The 17,897-nt window shown below is 70.8% G+C and carries 16 protein-coding genes and 2 pseudogenes; 12 read left to right on the forward strand and 6 right to left on the reverse strand.

Going from position 1 to position 17,897, the window contains the following annotated elements; genetic code table 11:
- Window positions 1–53 precede the first annotated feature (53 nt).
- The 5 genes from icmF to KHP12_RS03340 all read left to right on the forward strand — a co-directional run bounded on the left by icmF (window position 54) and on the right by KHP12_RS03340 (window position 6,424).
- Complete coding sequence (gene icmF / locus KHP12_RS03320) at window positions 54–3,284, forward strand: fused isobutyryl-CoA mutase/GTPase IcmF (RefSeq protein ID WP_211831379.1); 3,231 nt, start codon at window positions 54–56, stop codon at window positions 3,282–3,284.
- Window positions 3,285–3,325: 41 nt separating this feature from the next.
- The gene (locus tag KHP12_RS03325) at window positions 3,326–4,186 is read left to right on the forward strand and encodes a 3-hydroxybutyryl-CoA dehydrogenase (protein WP_211831380.1); all 861 of its coding nucleotides are present in this window, start codon (window positions 3,326–3,328) and stop codon (window positions 4,184–4,186) included.
- 53 nt (window positions 4,187–4,239) lie between these two features.
- Window positions 4,240–5,037 carry an electron transfer flavoprotein subunit beta/FixA family protein gene (locus KHP12_RS03330; RefSeq protein ID WP_086882476.1) on the forward strand — a complete coding sequence of 266 codons (798 nt, stop codon included), beginning with the start codon at window positions 4,240–4,242 and terminating at the stop codon, window positions 5,035–5,037.
- A gap of 84 nt (window positions 5,038–5,121) precedes the next feature.
- Window positions 5,122–6,084, forward strand: coding sequence for an electron transfer flavoprotein subunit alpha/FixB family protein (locus tag KHP12_RS03335; RefSeq protein ID WP_210609007.1), 963 nt, complete (start codon window positions 5,122–5,124; stop codon window positions 6,082–6,084).
- A gap of 148 nt (window positions 6,085–6,232) precedes the next feature.
- Complete coding sequence (locus KHP12_RS03340; protein ID WP_211831381.1) at window positions 6,233–6,424, forward strand: hypothetical protein; 192 nt, start codon at window positions 6,233–6,235, stop codon at window positions 6,422–6,424.
- Between the two features lie 197 nt (window positions 6,425–6,621).
- On the opposite strand, the gene KHP12_RS03345 is transcribed toward KHP12_RS03340, so the two are convergent.
- Window positions 6,622–7,908: an MFS transporter gene (locus tag KHP12_RS03345; RefSeq protein ID WP_086885917.1), complete on the reverse strand. Its 1,287-nt coding sequence runs from the start codon at window positions 7,906–7,908 to the stop codon at window positions 6,622–6,624.
- Window positions 7,909–8,042: 134 nt separating this feature from the next.
- Here KHP12_RS03345 and KHP12_RS03350 point away from each other — a divergent pair, with 134 nt between their 5' ends.
- Window positions 8,043–8,978 (forward strand): LysR family transcriptional regulator, encoded by a 936-nt coding sequence (locus tag KHP12_RS03350; protein WP_086885916.1) that lies wholly within the window; start codon window positions 8,043–8,045, stop codon window positions 8,976–8,978.
- A 99-nt stretch (window positions 8,979–9,077) separates the two neighbouring features.
- Here KHP12_RS03350 and KHP12_RS03355 read toward each other — a convergent pair whose 3' ends face one another.
- Window positions 9,078–9,947, reverse strand: a complete 870-nt coding sequence (locus KHP12_RS03355) for a helix-turn-helix domain-containing protein (protein WP_086885915.1) — start codon at window positions 9,945–9,947, stop codon at window positions 9,078–9,080.
- Between the two features lie 142 nt (window positions 9,948–10,089).
- Here KHP12_RS03355 and KHP12_RS03360 point away from each other — a divergent pair, with 142 nt between their 5' ends.
- Window positions 10,090–10,704, forward strand: coding sequence for an NADPH-dependent FMN reductase (locus KHP12_RS03360; RefSeq protein ID WP_086885914.1), 615 nt, complete (start codon window positions 10,090–10,092; stop codon window positions 10,702–10,704).
- Window positions 10,705–10,723: 19 nt separating this feature from the next.
- Here the strand turns inward: KHP12_RS03360 and KHP12_RS03365 are convergent, their stop codons facing one another.
- The gene (locus tag KHP12_RS03365) at window positions 10,724–11,296 is read right to left on the reverse strand and encodes a hypothetical protein (RefSeq protein WP_086885913.1); all 573 of its coding nucleotides are present in this window, start codon (window positions 11,294–11,296) and stop codon (window positions 10,724–10,726) included.
- A 117-nt stretch (window positions 11,297–11,413) separates the two neighbouring features.
- A complete protein-coding gene (locus KHP12_RS03370) occupies window positions 11,414–11,884 on the reverse strand; it encodes a winged helix-turn-helix transcriptional regulator (RefSeq protein ID WP_086885912.1) in 471 nt (156 codons plus the stop codon).
- 117 nt (window positions 11,885–12,001) lie between these two features.
- Between KHP12_RS03370 and KHP12_RS03375 the strand changes: the two genes are divergently transcribed.
- Complete coding sequence (locus KHP12_RS03375) at window positions 12,002–13,300, forward strand: MFS transporter (protein ID WP_211831382.1); 1,299 nt, start codon at window positions 12,002–12,004, stop codon at window positions 13,298–13,300.
- A 74-nt stretch (window positions 13,301–13,374) separates the two neighbouring features.
- Here the strand turns inward: KHP12_RS03375 and KHP12_RS03380 are convergent, their stop codons facing one another.
- Together KHP12_RS03380 and KHP12_RS03385 are read right to left on the reverse strand one after the other, a co-directional pair.
- Window positions 13,375–14,877: a sodium:solute symporter family protein gene (locus KHP12_RS03380; RefSeq protein ID WP_211831383.1), complete on the reverse strand. Its 1,503-nt coding sequence runs from the start codon at window positions 14,875–14,877 to the stop codon at window positions 13,375–13,377.
- Window positions 14,874–15,074, reverse strand: coding sequence for a DUF3311 domain-containing protein (locus KHP12_RS03385; RefSeq protein WP_044580669.1), 201 nt, complete (start codon window positions 15,072–15,074; stop codon window positions 14,874–14,876). The genes KHP12_RS03380 and KHP12_RS03385 overlap by 4 nt, the downstream gene beginning before the upstream one ends.
- Before the next feature lie 243 nt (window positions 15,075–15,317).
- Between KHP12_RS03385 and KHP12_RS03390 the strand changes: the two genes are divergently transcribed.
- From KHP12_RS03390 to KHP12_RS03405, 4 genes and pseudogenes are all read left to right on the forward strand, one after another.
- A complete protein-coding gene (locus KHP12_RS03390) occupies window positions 15,318–15,710 on the forward strand; it encodes an allophanate hydrolase-related protein (RefSeq protein WP_086886026.1) in 393 nt (130 codons plus the stop codon).
- Between the two features lie 279 nt (window positions 15,711–15,989).
- Window positions 15,990–16,436 (forward strand): annotated as a pseudogene (locus KHP12_RS03395) (thiamine pyrophosphate-dependent enzyme); the annotation flags it as partial.
- Window positions 16,436–17,191, forward strand: a complete 756-nt coding sequence (locus KHP12_RS50450; RefSeq protein WP_246648394.1) for a hypothetical protein — start codon at window positions 16,436–16,438, stop codon at window positions 17,189–17,191. The pseudogene KHP12_RS03395 and the gene KHP12_RS50450, both read left to right, overlap by 1 nt.
- A pseudogene (locus tag KHP12_RS03405) lies at window positions 17,094–17,842 on the forward strand (glycerate kinase); the annotation flags it as partial. The gene KHP12_RS50450 and the pseudogene KHP12_RS03405, both read left to right, overlap by 98 nt.
- Window positions 17,843–17,897 lie beyond the last annotated feature (55 nt).

Below are 17,897 nucleotides of genomic sequence, written 5' to 3' on the forward strand. Positions count from 1 at the left end.
GGACGTCCTAGTATCTTTTCAGTCGGCGCCTCTGACCCGTCTGGAAGGCCCTCATGAGCGATCTGCACCGTCCCGTGCACCCCGTCCGCCTGGTTACCGCTTCGGCGCTGTTCGACGGGCACGACGCGTCGATCAACATCATGCGAAGGATCTTCCAGTCCCAGGGCGCGGAGGTGATCCACCTCGGTCACAACCGGTCGGTGCGGGAGGTCGTGGACGCGGCGCTGGAGGAGGACGCGCACGGTGTCGCGGTCTCGTCCTACCAGGGCGGCCATGTCGAGTACTTCGAGTACCTCGTGGAGTCGCTGCGCGCGCAAGGCGCGGACCACGTCCGTGTCGTGGGCGGTGGGGGCGGTGTGATCGTGCCCGAGGAGATCAACCGGCTGCGCGACAGCGGAGTGACCATCTTCTCTCCCGAGGACGGGCAGCGGATGGGCCTGGCCGGGATGGTCAACTCGGTGATGAAGGACTGCGACTTCGGCCTCTGGGATCGTCAACCGGCCGATGTCGCCGACGTGCTGGCGGGCGACCGGTTCGCCATCGCCCGCGCCATCACCGGCGCCGAACTCGGCAAGCTGCCACCGGTCTTCCTGGAGCAGTTGCGCGCCGCGGCCGGGGCGCGGGTCACCCCGGTGCTCGGCATCACCGGCACCGGCGGTTCGGGCAAGTCGTCGCTCACCGACGAGCTGGTGCGCCGCTTCCGGGTGGACCAGCAGGACAAGCTGCGGATCGCGGTGATCGCCGTCGACCCGACCCGCCGCCGCGGGGGAGGGGCGCTGCTCGGCGACCGCATCCGCATGAACTCCCTCGACGGCAACCGGGTGTTCTTCCGGAGTCTGGCCACCCGCGGCGGCCGTGAGCTGCCCGAGCACCTGTCCGACGTGATCGATGTGGTGAAGGCGGCCGGATTCGACCTGGTGGTCGTGGAGACCCCGGGCATCGGCCAGGGCGACGCGGCGATCGTGCCGTTCGTCGACACCTCGATGTACGTGATGACTCCCGAGTTCGGTGCCGCCTCGCAGCTGGAGAAGATCGACATGCTCGACTTCGCCGACGTCGTGGCGATCAACAAGTTCGAGCGGCGCGGCGCCAAGGACGCCCTCCGCGACGTGGCCCGCCAACTGGTCCGCAACCGCGAGGCGTTCACCATGCGGCCCGAGGACATGCCGGTGTACGGCTCCTCGGCGGCCACGTTCAACGACGACGGCGTCACCGCGCTCCACCAGCACCTGAAGACCGTCCTGGCCGAGAAGGGCCTGCCGCTGTCCGAGGGCAGCCTGGCGCCGGTCGACGTGCGTCACTCCTCCGGCATCCGGCAGGTGGTTCCCGCGGAGCGGGTGCGCTATCTCGCCGAGATCAGCGAGACGGTCCGCGGGTACCACGCCGAGACCGGTCAACTGGCCGAAGCGGCACGGCGCGTACAGCGTCTGGAGGCGGTCACGGCCGAGCTCGAGGAGGCGGGCTCCGACGCCGGGAACGTGCGGTCGCTGCTCGAGGACGCCCGCAGGCAGCTCCCGTACGACATCACGGAGCGGATCGAGAACTGGCCCGCCGTCATCGCCTCCTACTCCGGCGATGAGCAGGTCGTGAAGATCCGGGACAAGGAGATCCGTACCAAGCTGACCCGCGAGTCGCTGTCGGGCAACAAGATCCCCCGGGTCGCCCTGCCCCGCTTCACCGACCACGGGGAACTGGTGCGGTTCTGGCGCGGGGAGAACCTGCCCGGCCACTTCCCCTTCACCGCCGGGGTGTTCCCCTTCAAGCGCGACAGCGAGGACCCGGCGCGGATGTTCGCCGGCGAGGGCGACCCGTTCCGCACCAACCGGCGCTTCAAGCTGCTCTCCGAGGGCCAGCCGGCCACCCGCCTGTCCACCGCCTTCGACTCCGTCACCCTCTACGGCCGTGACCCCGACGAACGCCCAGACAACTACGGCAAGGTCGGCACATCCGGCGTCTCGGTGGCCACGCTGGAGGACATGAAGGCGCTCTACGACGGCTTTGACCTGGTCGCGCCCACAACTTCGGTCTCCATGACGATCAACGGACCCGCGCCGACCATCCTGGCCTTCTTCCTCAACACCGCCGTCGACCAGCAGATCGACCGGTTCCGGGAGACCGAGGGCCGCGAACCGTCGCCCGAGGAGACGGCCGAAATCCGTGCGCACGCCCTGGGACACGTGCGCGGCACGGTGCAGGCCGACATCCTCAAGGAGGACCAGGGGCAGAACACCTGCCTGTTCTCCACCGAATTCAGCCTGCGGATGATGGCCGACATCCAGGAGTGGTTCATCGCCCACAAGGTCCGCAACTTCTACTCGGTGTCCATCTCCGGCTATCACATCGCCGAGGCCGGCGCGAACCCCATCAGCCAGCTGGCCTTCACCCTGGCCAACGGCTTCACCTACGTCGAGGCTTACCTCGCCCGGGGCATGGACATCGACGACTTCTCCCCGAACCTGTCGTTCTTCTTCTCCAACGGCATGGACCCCGAGTACTCCGTCCTCGGCCGGGTCGCCCGCCGCATCTGGGCCGTGGCGATGAAGGAGAAGTACGGCGCGAACGAGCGCAGTCAGAAGCTGAAGTACCACGTCCAGACCTCCGGCCGCTCGCTGCACGCCCAGGAGATGGACTTCAACGACATCCGCACCACCCTTCAGGCGCTCATCGCGATCTACGACAACTGCAACAGCCTGCACACCAACGCCTACGACGAGGCGGTCACCACCCCCACCGAGGACTCGGTCCGCCGGGCCCTGGCCATCCAGCTGATCATCAACCGGGAGTGGGGTCTGGCGATGAACGAGAACCCCCTCCAGGGGTCGTTCATCATCGATGAGCTCACCGACCTGGTGGAGGAGGCCGTACTCGCGGAGTTCGAGCGGATCAGCGAGCGCGGCGGTGTGCTCGGCGCCATGGAGACCGGCTACCAGCGTGGCCGTATTCAGGACGAGTCGATGCTGTATGAGCAGCGCAAGCACGACGGCACCCTGCCGATCATCGGCGTCAACACCTTCCGCGACCCGCATGCGGACACCGCCGCGCCCGACGCCATCGAGCTGGCGCGCGCCACCGAGGACGAGAAGAAGTCCCAGCTCGCGCGGGTACGGGATTTCCAGTCCCGCCACCACGAGACGGCCCACGCCGCGCTGGCCGCCCTCAAGGACGCGGCGGTGAGTGACCGCAATGTCTTCGCCGTCCTCATGGACGCCGCCCGGGTCTGCTCGCTCCAGCAGATCACCGACGCCTTCTTCGAGGTCGGCGGCCAGTACCGCCGCAACGTCTGACCAGCCCAGGCACACCACCTGCTCACCGGATAGGACCTCAGATGTATCCCGTTACCCGTCTCGGCGTCGTCGGCTGCGGTCTCATGGGCTCCGGCATCGCCGAAGTCGCCGCCCGCAACGGCATCGATGTCCGTGTCGCCGAGGCCACCCCGGACGCCGTCGAGGCGGGCCGCCGTCGTCTGACCGCCTCCCTCGACGGGGGCGTACGGCGCGGCAAGTTCAGCGAGGAGCAGCGAGACCAGGCCCTCGCCCGGCTTTCCTTCGCCCACGACCTGAGTGACCTGGCCGACCGCCAGTTCGTCATCGAGGCCGTCGCCGAGAACCGCGACATCAAGACCGACGTCCTGCGCGCCCTGGACAAGGTCGTGGAAGACCCGGCGGCGATCCTGGCCACCAACACCTCCTCGATTCCCATCGTCGACCTCGCCGTCGCCACAGAACGGCCCGCCCAGCTCATTGGTATGCACTTCTTCAACCCCGTGCCCGTGCAGCAGCTGGTCGAGGTCATCCCCGCTCTCACCACCAGCCAGGAGACCGTGCAGCGCACCCGCGACCTCGTCCAGCAGCTCGGCAAGCAGGCCATCCAGGCACCCGACCGCTCCGGCTTCGTCGTCAACGCCCTCCTTGTGCCCTACCTGCTGAGCGCGGTGCGGATGGTGGAATCGGGCTCGGCACGGCCGGACGACATCGACCGGGGCATGGAACTCGGCTGCGCCCACCCCATGGGGCCGCTCCGCCTGCTCGACCTCATCGGACTCGACACCGCCCAGGCGGTGGCCGAGTCGATGTACGAGGAGTTCAAGGAACCCCTGTACGCACCGCCCGCCCTGCTGCGCCGCATGGTCGCGGCAGGTCACCTGGGCCGCAAGAGCGGTCGTGGCTTCTACACCTACGATGCCTGAGCCCTCAGGGCGCTGGTCGCCGGCAAACAGGGGGCAGAGGAAGGAAACGCGCTGTGAGCTTGAGGATCGTTGTCTGTGTTAAGTACGTGCCCGACGCCACCGGCGACCGGCACTTCGCCGAAGACCTGACCGTCGATCGCGACGACGTGGACGGCCTGCTCTCGGAGCTGGACGAGTACGCGGTCGAGCAGGCCCTCCAGATCGCCGAGGAGCGTCAGCGGGCAGGTGATGACGCCGAGATCACCGTGCTGACCGTCGGCCCGGAGGACGCCAAGGACGCGCTGCGCAAGGCGCTGTCGATGGGGGCGGACAAGGCCGTGCACGTCGAGGACGAGGATCTGCACGGGACCGACGCGCTGGGCACCTCGCTGGTGCTGGCCAGGGCCATCGAGAAGACCGGCTACGACCTGGTGGTCTGCGGGATGGCTTCCACGGACGGCACGATGGGCGTGCTTGCGGCGATGCTGGCGGAGCGCCTGGGTGTGCCGCAGGTGTCGCTGCTGTCGGAGGTGTCGGTCGAGGACGGCACGGTGACGGGGCGCCGTGACGGGGACACCGCGACCGAGCAGCTTCAGGCGCGGCTTCCGGCGGTGGTGTCGGTGACCGACCAGTCCGGTGAGGCCCGCTACCCGTCGTTCAAGGGCATCATGGCGGCGAAGAAGAAGCCGGTGGCCTCCTGGGATCTGTCCGACCTCGACATCGAGGCCGAGGACGTGGGGCTGGAGGGTGCCTGGACGGCCGTGGAGGGCGCCACCGAGCGTCCGGCCCGCACCGCGGGCACGATCGTCAAGGACGAGGGCGAGGGCGGTAAGCAGCTCGCCGCCTTTCTCGCGGAGCGCAAATTCATCTGACGCTGCCTGGCGGGTCAGAAGTTCATCTGAGCCGCGCCGTCCCTACCGTCCAGATCTTTCGCATGTCGCAGGAGAGCGATTCCCATGGCTGAAGTCCTTGTCTTTGTCGACCACGTGGACGGTGCCGTCCGCAAGCCCACTCTGGAGCTGCTGACCCTGGCCCGCCGCATCGGCGAGCCGGTCGCGGTCTCCCTCGGCTCCGGTGCCGAGAACACCGCGCCCGCCCTCGCCGAGCATGGCGCGGTGAGGGTCCTGACCGCGGAGGCGCCCGAGTTCGCCGACTACCTGGTCGTTCCGAAGGTGGATGCGGTCCAGGCCGCGTTTGAGGCCGTCTCGCCGTCCGCCGTGCTGTTCCCGTCCTCCGCGGAGGGCAAGGAGATCGCGGCCCGGCTCGCGGTCCGTATCGGCTCGGGCATCATCACCGACGCGGTGGACCTGGAGGCCGGTGAGGAGGGTCCGGTGGCCACGCAGTCGGTCTTCGCCGCCGCCTTCACCACCAGGTCCCGGGTCAGCAGGGGCACTCCGGTGATCACCGTGAAGCCGAACTCGGCGGCGGTGGAGGCGGCCCCGGCCGCGGGCGCGGTCGAGGCGCTTGAGGTGTCCTTCTCGGAGAAGGCGACCGGTACGAAGGTCGTGGCGCGTACGCCGCGTGAGTCGACCGGGCGTCCGGACCTGACCGAGGCAGCGATCGTGGTCTCCGGTGGCCGTGGTGTGGGTGGCGCGGAGAACTTCCCCGTGGTCGAGGCGCTCGCCGACTCCCTGGGTGCGGCCGTGGGCGCCTCGCGCGCCGCGGTGGACGCGGGCTGGTACCCGCACACCAACCAGGTGGGCCAGACCGGCAAGACCGTTTCGCCGCAGCTGTACATCGCGGCGGGTATCTCGGGGGCGATCCAGCACCGGGCCGGTATGCAGACCTCGAAGACCATCGTGGCCGTCAACAAGGATGCCGAGGCCCCGATCTTCGACCTGGTCGACTACGGCGTGGTCGGTGACCTCTTCGAGGTCGTCCCGCAGCTGACCGAGGAGGTCAAGACCCGCAAGGGCTGACCGCTGCTCGCCCGCCGATGGCATGCGGTCGCCCTCGATATGGCCTGGCTCATCCCCGGTGAGCCGCTCGTAGAAGCGGCGCTGGTCGATGGGCCCTTGCCCCTGAGTACCGACCCTGCTGCCGCGCCGCCCGGTGGCGATCGAGGGGATGGGCGTCCGCCTGGTGGAGGTCGTCCGCGCTCGGCGTGGCGGTGGCGCGGTGCCCGATCTGCTCGGGCTGGAGCCGTCGTGCACCGCGGTACTGCGCAAGAACGCGGCCGAACTGCTGCCCGACGACCCGCGCGCGACAGCGGTACGGGCCGCGACGCGCACGGCTGGCCGAAGCCCATGTGATCGCTGAGGCGGTCGAGACGCCAGAAGCCGCCACGATGGTCGAGTCCTTCGTCAGAGGCGGCCAAGGCGGCGGCGAAGCCATCCCTGCCGGGTGAGGTCTTCGGGGCGATCTGCCCGGCGGGGCGGCCTCGGGGTCGTGGCCTCAGGAGCGGCGGCTCGGGACGGGGCGCTCGGCGTGCTCGAGTCGGGCCTCGTCGCGACCCGTCATGCGCTGCCGCTCGACCGGCTCGAGTACGGTTCCGGCTGCGGCTCCGGGAGGCGCGCTGCCGCGCGGCGGGGGAGCAGCAGCGGGGTCGCCAGCAGGAGCACCCCGGCCAGGGCGATGGCCGTACGCGGGCCGAGCAGGCCGCCCAGCACGCCCCAGACGGCCGTCAGGAGCGCGGTCGAGGCCTTGGTCGTCACCGCCCAGGCGGACAGCGTGCGGGCGACCCGATCGGGCGCGGTGCGCTCGAGGCGGTAGGTGGCGTAGACGGGGTTGAAGACCCCGCAGCAGAAGATGAGCCCGAGCTCGACGCCCATCACCAGCAGCAGTCCGCGGGTGCCCGGTTCCACGAAGGCCAGGCCGACGGGCCAGATCGCGCGCAGCGCTCCGACCGCGATCAGGACCGGGTGCTGCCCGAACCGGGTGACGAGCGGTCGGGCCAGCCACGAACCGAGCAGCCCGCCGATCGAGGGCGCGGCGAAGGCGAGGCCGTACTGCCACGGCGCGAACCCGAGTTGGCCCAGCATCAGGACGGCCAGCGGCGGCTGGGCGGCCATCACCAGGCCGTTGAACAAGGCGGTGTTGAAGAACAGCGGACGCAGCGTCGTGTCGGCGAGGATGTAACGCCAACCGTCGAGCAGGTCCCTGGTCCTCATGCGCGCGGCCGCCCGGCGCTCCGGGCGCGGCTCGTGCCCGCCCATCGCGCGGATGCCCAGGGCCGAGAGCAGGTAGCTGACCGCGTCGGCCACCACCGTCGCCACCGGGCCGAGGAGCCCGATCGCGGCGCCGCCCAGCGGTGGTCCGATGATCGTGGTCGTCCAGGCCGTGGACTCGAACCGGGCGTTGGCGACGAGCAGGTCCTCGGCCGGCAGCAGCGCCTTGAGGTACGCGCCGGAGGCGGCGCGGAAGGTGATGTCGGCCGCCGCGACGACGACCGAGACCAGCAGGAGCTGGAGGAAGGTGAGCGCGCCGAACGCGAACGCGGCGGGGATGGTCAGCAGTGCCGCGCACCGCACCAGGTCCGTCGCGATCAGCACCGGCCGCTTGCGGCGGAACTCCACCCACGGGCCGAGCGGCACCGCCGCGGCCGCGCCCACCGCGGCCCCGACGGAGGAGAGCGCGGCGACCTCGGCCGGTCCGGCGTGCAGCACCCGGATGGCGATCAGCGGGAACGCGCCGAAGGCGAGCCATGTGCCGAGCGCGCTGGTCCCGTACGCCCCCCAGAGCCACCCGAACCGCCGCCCCAGCCGATGTCCGAGCAGATGTCCCGGCCAGTGCCCGCTCCGCATACCCGACGCCCCCTCGCCACTCATTCGTACAACCGACCCGCGATCGGAAGCATCAAAGCGAGCGCCGGACCCAGGGATCAAACAACCGCGGGGCCGCCTGCCACAACCGATGGTTGTGACCCTAGGGTCTCGGCATGGACCTCGACACCGTCCGGACCTTCGTCGCCGCCGCCGACGCGGGGCAGTTCCAGGAGGCCGCCGCCGAGCTCGCGGTCACCCAGCAGGCCGTCTCCAAGCGCATCGCCGCGCTGGAGCGTGCCCTCGGCGTGCGGCTGTTCACCCGCACTCCGCGCGGTGCCGAGCTCACCATCGACGGGCAGGCGTTCCTGCCGCACGCGCGCGAGCTGCTGCGCGTCGCCGAGCGCGCGGTCTCGTCCGTGCGCGCCGGCCGCCGTCCGCTGCGCGTCGACGTGATCGCCTCGCGCACCGCGCAGTCGGCCCTGATGCGCGGGTTCCACCGTGCGCACCCCGAGATCGACCTCGACGTGGTGATGCTGTTCGATGTCGAGACGGCCGTCGCCGCCATCCGGTCCGGCACGATCGACGCCTCCTTCCGCGCCGTCGCCATGCCCGGCCGACCCCTTCCCGAGGACATCGAGTCCGTCCGGGTGCTCGACGAGCCGCTCCAGCTGCTCACCGGCCCCGCACACGCGCTGGCGGGCGCCCGGTCGGTGACCGTCGCCCAGCTCGCCGGGCACCGGATCTGGATGCCCGGCATCGTCCCCGGTACCGAATGGGCCGCCTACTACGACGACCTCGTCGCCGAGTTCGGCCTCACCATCGAGGCGACGGGCCCCAACTTCGGCTCCGACGCGCTCCTCGACACCATCGCCGACACCCCGGCCCTGGCCACCTTCATGAGCGAGCAGACCCGCCTCGTCTGGCCCGCCGGCCACGGCCTGCGCCGCATCCCGGTCACCGACCCGACACCCGTCTACCCGCACTCCCTCCTCTGGCACCGCGACAACCCCCACCCGGCGCTGGCCACCCTCCGCGCCCACCTCGCCACCACGGCGACCGGCCACGACGCCGCCGGGACCTGGGCACCGGGCTGGGTGATTCCGCGCTGAACCCCGCCACGTCCTCGCTGAACGCCGCCACGTCCTCGACCGCCGTGACCGCCACGTCCTCGACCGCCGTGGTCGGGCCGACGGCCGTCCCCAGCGGTCTCAGCCGGACACCGCGCGCAGCGCTCCGGACCGGCGGCCGGTCAGCCGGTCCAGCGCGGCGGCGGAGGCGTCGTCGGCGGGGATGTGCACCACCAGGCGCTGATCGTCGTCGGCGGGCAGCTCCAGCGTCTCGTACGCCAGGCGGAGTTCCCCCTCCTCGGGGTGAACGAGACGCAGGACGCCGTTCGCCCTCGGCAGACCGGGCAGGGTCGCCACCCGCTCGGCGAAGTCCGGACCGGCGGTCACGGTCAGCTCGTCGGCGACCGCCGCGATATGGGGGTCCGCGCGGAACGGCCCCTGCTTGAGCGCGGCCACCTGGTCATCGGCGACCCGGTCCCAGTTCGGGTAGGCGGTGCGTGACCGCGGGTCGGTGAAGACGTAGCGGACGAGGCTGGGCGGACCGCCGTCCGCGCCGTGGGCATCGAGGAGCCCCAGCGGCCGGGTGAGCCGTTCGTACGCCTCCGTCCAGGCCAGGAGCTCGCCCAGCCCGTTGCGCAGAACGGCCGGGGCGGGCTCGAGACGGTCCAGCAGCGCCCGCACGGTGGGCCGCACCGTACGGCCGGGCACCGCTCCGCCCCGGCAGGTGAACCCGCCCTCGGCGCCCTTGGAGAGCCGGTGCAGATGGACCCGCTCGCTCGCGGTCAGCCGTAGCGCGTCGGCGAGCGCGGAGAGCACTGACGCGGACGGTCTGCGGTCGCGCCCCTGCTCCAGCCGGGTCACATACTCCACGCTGACCCCGGCGAGCGTGGCCAGCTCGGCCCGGCGCAGCCCCGGCGTCCGGCGGCGCGGCCCGGTGGGCAGCCCCACGTCGGCGGGGGCCACGGCCTCGCGGCGGCTGCGGAGGAAGAGCCCCAGCTCGTTGTCGCTCACGCTGTGAACGTAACAGCCGCGCCGGTGCGGATGGTGGCCGTGCCACTACCAGTCTCGGCCCGGCCTTCCTGGCACCCGGTGGCCCCGGCAGATTCGAAGGCGATCCAACGGACCCCAGCACAAGGAAAGGTGCTGAACAACCATGACCACGGAGCCCCAGAACGGTGCGTCCCTCGACCTCGCGGTGATCATCGGCAGTGTCCGGGAGGGCCGCTTCGGCCCGGTGGTCGCGAAGTGGTTCGCGGAACGCGCCGAGGAGTACGGCCGCTTCACGGTGAGCCTCGTCGATCTCGCCGACACCGCCCTGCCACTGGCCCTCCCGGCGGTGCCGCCCGCCCTCGAACCCCGTATGGCCCGCCCTGCCGGGATGGCGGACCTCACCCGGCGGCTTGAGCGGGCCGACGCGGTGGTCGTGGTGACGCCCGACTACAACCGCAGCTTCCCCGCCTCCCTGAAGGCCGCGATCGACTGGCACTACACGGAGTGGGAGGCCAAGCCGATCGGCTTCGTCGGCTACAGCGGAGCCAGCGGCGGCCTGCTCGCCATCGAGCAGCTCCGCCAGGTCTTCGCCGAACTCCAGGCCCACACGGTGCGCAATGTCGTGACGTTCCCCCGCTACTACGAGCTTTTCGGCCCGGAGGGCGAGCTACGGGACCCGGAGGGCCCGAACGGCGCCGCGAAGGCGATGCTCGACGAGCTGCTGTGGTGGGGCGAACTCCTCCACGAGGCACGTCGCACCCGGGCCGAGACCTCCTGAGCGGCCGCCCGCGCCGGGCTCAACTGTCCAGCAGCCTGACCATGTCATCGATCACGCCTTCGTTCGTGAACCGTGCCAGCCATGTGGCGAACCGCGGGCCGAACGCGCACATGGCCGCCTTGCCGATGGCCGCTTCCTCGTCCTCGTCTGGCGGGGTGAGACCGAAGTTCCGGTCCAGCCAGATCAGGTACTCCTGACGTGCCGGGAAGAGCTCGTCGAGATCCTCGTCCTCGTAGGCGACGTCGCGTTCGACGGGGAGCAGCCGGAGCAGCTCTCGCAGGTTGCGCGCATGGACCCAGACGTCGCCCTCGTCGCCGAGGAACACGACGGGAAGGTCCGCGAGGTCGGCCCGGCCGTCGAACCGCCACAGCGCGTAGCCCGAACCGCTGCCGGTGGCCCGTGCGAAGGGGATCAGCTGGTCGAAGAACTCGGCGCGGCTGGGGTTCTTCGGATCGTCCAGCCAGCCCTTGAGCTCGTTCTTGTCGTCGTAGTCGAGCAGCTCGAAGCCATCCGCGTAGCTGTGCGTCCCGAACTTGTCGTCGAACTCCCGGAGGAGATTGAGCTCCAGGATGGGCGAGTACACGCTGTTCATGATGGCCACCGTGACGGAGAGGCGGGGTCGTGTGATCGCATCGTATTGCCGCCGGTGTGCGCGCGGGACTCGGATGCGGCAACTACTGCGGCAACAAACCCTGTCACCTGCCGGAGATCACCCTCGCTTCCCGGCCTCCTTCTCCCGCACCTTCTCCACGACCGTGTCCTCCGGCTCCACCGTCCGTCCGTCCGCCGCCTGAATCCGCAAAGGGCGCAACGGGCGGCCGGTCCGGCGGTCCAGTAGGCGGGAGTGGTCCTCGCCGGGGGTGAAGCACTGTTCCTCGCCCCACTGGCGCAGGGCGACGATCACCGGGAACAAGGCGCGGCCCTTGTCCGTGAGGAGGTACTCGCGGTGGGACCCGCCGTCCGGCGCGGGCTCGCCGCGCAGCACCCCGGCCTCCTCCAGTGCGCGCAGCCGTGCCGCCAGGATGTTCTTGGCGATGCCGAGGCTGCGCTGGAACTCGCCGAAGCGGCGGCTGCCGTCGAAGGCGTCCCGCACGATCAGCAGCGACCACCAGTCGCCGATGGCGTTCACGGTCCGGGCGACGGGACAGGGGTCGGCGTCGAAACGGGTGCGGGCGACCATCCGTGGCTCCTCTCCTCCGGCTCCCCGGATCTCCTCCAGAGATGGTTGCAACATGCTACCTCGCACGTCTACTGTCACGTCGGTAGCAAGATGCAACCGAATGGAAGGTGTGCCGGCATGGCGATCGAATGCTCGGATGCGGGCGGCGGGACCGGGGGGGCCGGGGGGACCGGCGGTCACCAGGCGCCTGCCGCGGCGTCGGCGTCGGACGCATCGCCGCCCGCCGGGCTCGTGCCCCTGCTCGCCCTCGCCTGCGGCAGCTCCGTCGCCACCGTCTACTTCGCCCAGCCGCTGCTGGTGACCCTCGGCGAGCGGTTCGCGGTCGGCTCAGGATTGCTCGGCGTGATCGTCACCGTGACTCAACTCGGCTATGCGGTGGGCCTGTTGACGCTGGTGCCGCTCGGCGACCTGCTCGACCGCCGGCGGCTGGTCACCGGTCAGCTCGGGCTGCTGGCACTGGCACTCCTGGCCGCCGGGCTGGCGCCGGGCGTGGCGGCGCTGCTCGGCGCGCTCGCCGTGGTCGGGCTGCTCGCCGTCGTCGCCCAGACGATGGTCGCGGCGGCTGCCGCTCTGACCCCGCCCGCCCGGCGCGGCCGTGCCGTCGGGACGGTCACCGGCGGTATCGTCACCGGAATCCTGCTGGCCCGCGCCGCCGCCGGTGTCCTCGCCGACCTCGCCGGCTGGCGGGCGGTCTATCTGGCGTCCGCGGGCGTCACCGCCGTCCTCGCCTTGCTGCTGCGTCGTGTTCTGCCCCTGGGCGCACCGTCCGCCGGGGTGCGTGAGGCGTCGTACGGACGACTGGTGGCCTCGACCGTCACCCTGTTCGCCCGCCATCCGCTGCTGCGGATCCGGGGCGCGCTCGCCCTGCTGGTGTTCGCAGCCTTCAGCACGCTGTGGAGCGGCGTGGCACAGCCCCTGAGCGGTCCGCCGTGGTCGCTGTCGCACACCGCGATCGGAGCGTTCGGGCTCGCCGGGGCGGCCGGGGCGGTCGCCGCCGGAGTGGCCGGGCGCTGGAACGACCGGGGACTCGCCCAGCGCACGACCGGTGTCGGCCTCGCACTGCTGGCGCTCTCCTGGCTCCCGATCGCACTGACCCGGCAATCGCTGTGGGCGCTGGCGATCGGCGCCGTCCTGCTGGACTTCGCCGTACAGGCCGTCCACGTCACCAACCAGACCCTGATCCACGCCGTCCGGCCCGACGCGGGCAGCAGGATCATCGGCGGCTACATGGTCTTCTACTCGGCGGGCAGCAGCCTCGGCGCCCTCGGCTCCTCCCTCGCCTACGCGACGGCGGGCTGGCCGGCGGTGACGGTTCTCGGCGCGTCCTTCAGCCTCGCCGCCCTGCTGCTGTGGGCGACGACCCGCCGTAGGGGGCTGCCCGGCGACCACCCGGCAGTCGAGCCGGACGTCAACTGACCGCCAGGCCATGGACCTGGCGGCGGGACCCCCGGGCCGGGCGCCCATATGAGGGCCCGGCCCGGGGGAGCGGGTCAGCCGGTGCCGGCCGTGGCTTCGGGTTCGGGGCGCAGGGCGGCGGTGGTTGCGGGGGCGGGGCTCGCGGTGCGGGTGACGGCGGAGATGCCCACCATGGCCACGGTGTTGAGCACGAGGGCGATGACGCCGACGTTGAGGTCCTTCACCGCCTGGGGGAGTCCCGGCAGGAGGCTGCCCACCGTGGCTCCGGAGAGGGTGACGACGGCGACCGTGGTGACTCCGACGACGATGCCCGCCGCCGCTCCCTCTTTGGTGACGAACTGCCGTGGCGCGAGGCTCGCCAGCAGTGCGGGGAAGAGCTGGGTGACCAGTGCGTAGCCCATGAGCAGCAGCGAGACGATCGAACTGCCGCCGTTGAAGGTGAAGTAGAGGGAGACCAGGGCGAGGGCGGGGACGAGCAGTTGTGCGAGGCGGCCGATGTGCTGCTCGCTGGTGTGGGGCCGGGCGAGGCGGTAGACGTTCTTCGCCAGGCAGGTCGCGGAGGTCATGAGCAGCAGGGATCCGGGGACCAGTGCGGTGAGCAGCCCGGCGCCACCGACGATGCCGACGAACCAGGAGGGGAAGGTGGCGGTGGTGATGCGCAGCAGGGACAGGTCCGCGTCGGCGCCCTTGAGGCCGGGCACGACCAGGATGGCGGTGAAGCCGACGAAGAAGACGAAGAGCAGGATGAGCTGGTAGAGCGGCATGAAGACGGCGTTACGGCGGAAGACGCGTTCGTTCTGGGCGCTGTAGGAGGCGCTGAAGTTGTGCGGCCACATGTAGAAGCCGACCGCCGAGAGCAGCACGGTGGAGGCGAACCACGAGGCGCTCATGCCGCTGGAGGGCAGGGTGAGGAGCTGGGGGTGGGCCTTGTCCACCGCGTGGAACATCTCCCCGACACCGCCGAAGTAGTGCATCGGCAGGTAGATGCCGAGGATGAGGACGATCGCGAGGATGACGACGTCCTTGAGCACCGAGGTCCAGGCCGAGCCGTGGATGCCCGAGATCGTCACATAGAGGGTCAGTGCCACCGTGCCGAGCACGACGGCCCAGTGGGAGGAGATCCGGCCGTCGGAGGAGATGGACACGATGATCCCCAGCCCTTTGAGCTGGAGGACGAGATAGGGCACCATCGCGACGACTCCGACGAGGGCCACCAGCGCGCCGAGCAGCGGGCTGTTGAACTTGGCGACGAAGAAGTCGGACTGCGAGATCAGCCGGTGCTGTTTGGCGTAGCGCCACACGGCCGGGAGCAGCCAGTACGACAGGACGTAGGCCAGCGAGGCGTAACAGAGGATGTAGTAGGCGGGCGCGCCCTTGCCGTAGGCCCATCCCGAGGCGCCCAGGAAGGTGAAGGTCGTGTAGATCTCGCCGGCCAGCAGCAGGAAGACGAAGACCGTCCCGAAGCCGCGGCCGCCCACCGACCACTGTTCGAGATTCATGTCCCTGCCACGGCGGGCGCGCAGCCCCAGCCCCAGCGCCGCGAGCAGGAAGGCGAAGATGACGGCGAGGGCGATCATGAGCTCTGCTCCTCACGGTTCGCCGGGTCCAGGCGGTAGATGACGGCCATGGTCGCCGAGATCAGCACGACCCACATGACCAGCCAGAAGAGGTTGAACGGCATACCGAGGACGTAGGGCGTCACCCGGTTCGCGAAGAAGATCCCCCCGAGGATCCCGAGGAACGGGATCGCGCCGAGCAGATGGATGGGTTTCACGTCGAGAACCTCCTGGGCCGGGCCGTACTCCACCAGGGCGGCTGACCAGGGCCGCTGACCGGGTCCGCCGGCAAGACCTCGGCGGCAGATGAGGCGGGGCCGCGGCGCTTTTCGTCATGCGGAATTTATTTTTCGATTGGCAGATGTATAGGTCCGCCGTGAGGGCCTGTCAAGGCTTTTTGTAGCAGAAAATACTATCCGCATCGCAGAAGGCTCGAGATCCCGACGCTCAAGGGAGATCCCATGGCGCGCATGTTCCTCAACGGCCAGGCGATGGAGGGCGGCCCCTTCCATCACCATCTGCGCGGAGCCCCCCTCGTCGCCCGGACCCGCACCGCCCCCGGCCACCGCTTCTTCTCGATCCGGGACACCTGCCCCGGGCTACTGCCCGACCCCGCTGTCGGCACCGCGGTGGAGGGCGAGGTCTACGACATCCCCGACGAGGTGCTGCGCGACCAACTGCTGCCCGCCGAGCCGCCGGAACTGGAGTTCGGGATCATCCGGCTCCAGGACGGTTCCGCGTCCTTCTCGATGGTCCTTTACCGCAGCGAGCTGGAGAGGGACGTCCACAAGGAGATCACCGACTTCCGTGGCTGGCGTCCGTACCTGAAGAGCCTCGGCGGGGAGCACTGGTGAAGAGCCGTCTTCCCTGCACGGTCAATCTGTCGATCCTGTTCACCGAGCTGCCGCTGCTCGAGCGCCCGGCCGCCGCGAAGGCCGCGGGGTTCGACGCGGTCGAGTTCTGGTGGCCCTACCCGACGGCCGTGCCGACGGACGCGGAGGCCGATGCCTTCGTGCGGGCGGTGCGCGCCGCCGGTGTCCGCCTGACCGGCCTGAACTTCTTCGCCGGGGACATGCTCGGGGGCGACCGGGGCCTGGTCTCCTGGCCGGGCCGCGCCGCGGAGTTCCGCGACAACCGCCGATCCGGACGCCACCGTCGTCGCCCTCTCCGGCGACTACGACTTCCAATTCATGATCGAGGAACTCGCCGTCGGCGCCCAGTTCCAGATCCCCTACCTCCACATCGTCGTCAACAACGCCTACCTCGGTCTGATCCGCCAGGCGCAGCGCGGCTTCGACATGGACTACTGCGTCCAGCTGTCCTTCGACAACGTCAACGCCCCCGAGGTGGGCGGCTACGGCGTCGACCACGTCAAGGTCGCCGAGGGGCTGGGCTGCAAGGCCGTCCGCGTGCTCGAGCCCGACCGCATCGCGCCCGCCCTCGAAGAGGCCAAGAAGCTGATGGCCGAGTACCGGGTACCGGTGGTTGTCGAGGTCATCCTCGAACGCGTCACCAACGTGTCCATGGGAACCGAACTCGACAACATCGCGGAGTTCGAGGAATTGGCCACCCCCGGGTGATGGGCGACGGATGGGAAACCCGCCGACGCCGCGGTGGCGGCAACGACTGGGTGATCGTCGAACTCGCCGCGCGCGGACATCTCACCCAAGCGGCGCTCGACACCTCGTACTTCATCGGAAACTCCCCGGGGTCGGCACGGCTGTGGGGCATCGACGCCACGGTGGCGGACCCGGACGACCCCGGGGCCTGGTTCGACCTGCTGCCGCGCACCCGGCTCCAGCGGGACACCCGGCACCGCTTCCGTATCCACGCCTCCCGCCCCGTCAGCCACGTCAAGCTCGCCATCTATCCCGACGGTGGCCTGGCGCGGCTCCGGCTGTTCGGCGAGCCCACCCCCGCCGGCCTCGCCACGCTCGTATTGCGCTGGTTCGACCTGCTGCCCGCCGCCCAGGCGGTTCAGATCCTGATCACCGAGTGCGGCGCGGCACCGGCATGGGCGCGGGACGTCGTCGAAGGGCGCCCGCTGACCGATCCGGACGGACTGGCCAAGGCGCTGGAGCGATGCGAGCCGCGCGTGGCCGCCCGCGTACGCGACCTGGTGCGACAGCCCCCTGACCGCGTCGACGGACGACGCCGGATGGATCGCCGCCCGGCCCGGAAGGAGAGGGGAACGAGTGCGCGTACTGATCGCGGCGGACAAGTTCAAGGGGTCGCCGCTGACCGCGGCTCAGGTGGCCGAACGGCTCACCGCCGGGCTCCGGCGGGCGGCCCCCCACGCGTCGGTCGTGTCCGTACCGGTCGCCGACGGCGGTGACGGGACGGTGGACGCCGCGGCCATGGCCGGGTTCGGCCGGCGCGAGATACGCATGACCGGACCCGTGGGCAAGCCGGTGACCGCCGCCTACGCCCTGCGGAACGCCTCCGCGGTCGTCGAAGTGGCCGAGGCGTCCGGGCTGCGACACCTCCCGGCGGGCGGCTTCGCGCCGCTCACCGCCACGTCGTACGGCACCGGCGAAGTGCTGCGCGCCGCGCTGGACGCCGGTGCCCGTTCGATCGCCCTGGGCGCGTCGGCGGCAGTGCGACGACGGCCGGCGGCACGAGGATGCTGGCGGCGCTCGGCGCGCGGTTCCTGGACGCCTCCGGCGCCTCGGTCGGCCCCGGCGGGGCCGCGCTGGCCCGGCTCGCGAAGGCCGACCTGTCCGATCTTGACCCCCGGCTCGCGGAGGTGGACCTCGTACTGGCGAGCGACGTCGACAACCCGCTGCTCCGACCGAAGGGCGCGGCCGCGGTCTACGGGCCCCAAAAGGGCGCACCTCCAAAGGAGGTGGACATCCTCGAGGACGCCCTGCGCCACTACGCGCGAACGTGCGGAGCGCTCGGCACGGCCGGGGAACCCGGGGCCGGCGCGGCCGACGGCCCCGGCTTCGGCGCCCGCACCGCACTGCGGGCACGGTTTCGCCCCGGAAAGGTGAAGTGGTCCCGTCCCGCACGTTGCCGTCGACGCCGTCCGCGGTGACGGT

It is taken from the genome of Streptomyces asiaticus, assembly GCF_018138715.1.
GTDB classification, from domain to species: domain Bacteria; phylum Actinomycetota; class Actinomycetes; order Streptomycetales; family Streptomycetaceae; genus Streptomyces; species Streptomyces asiaticus.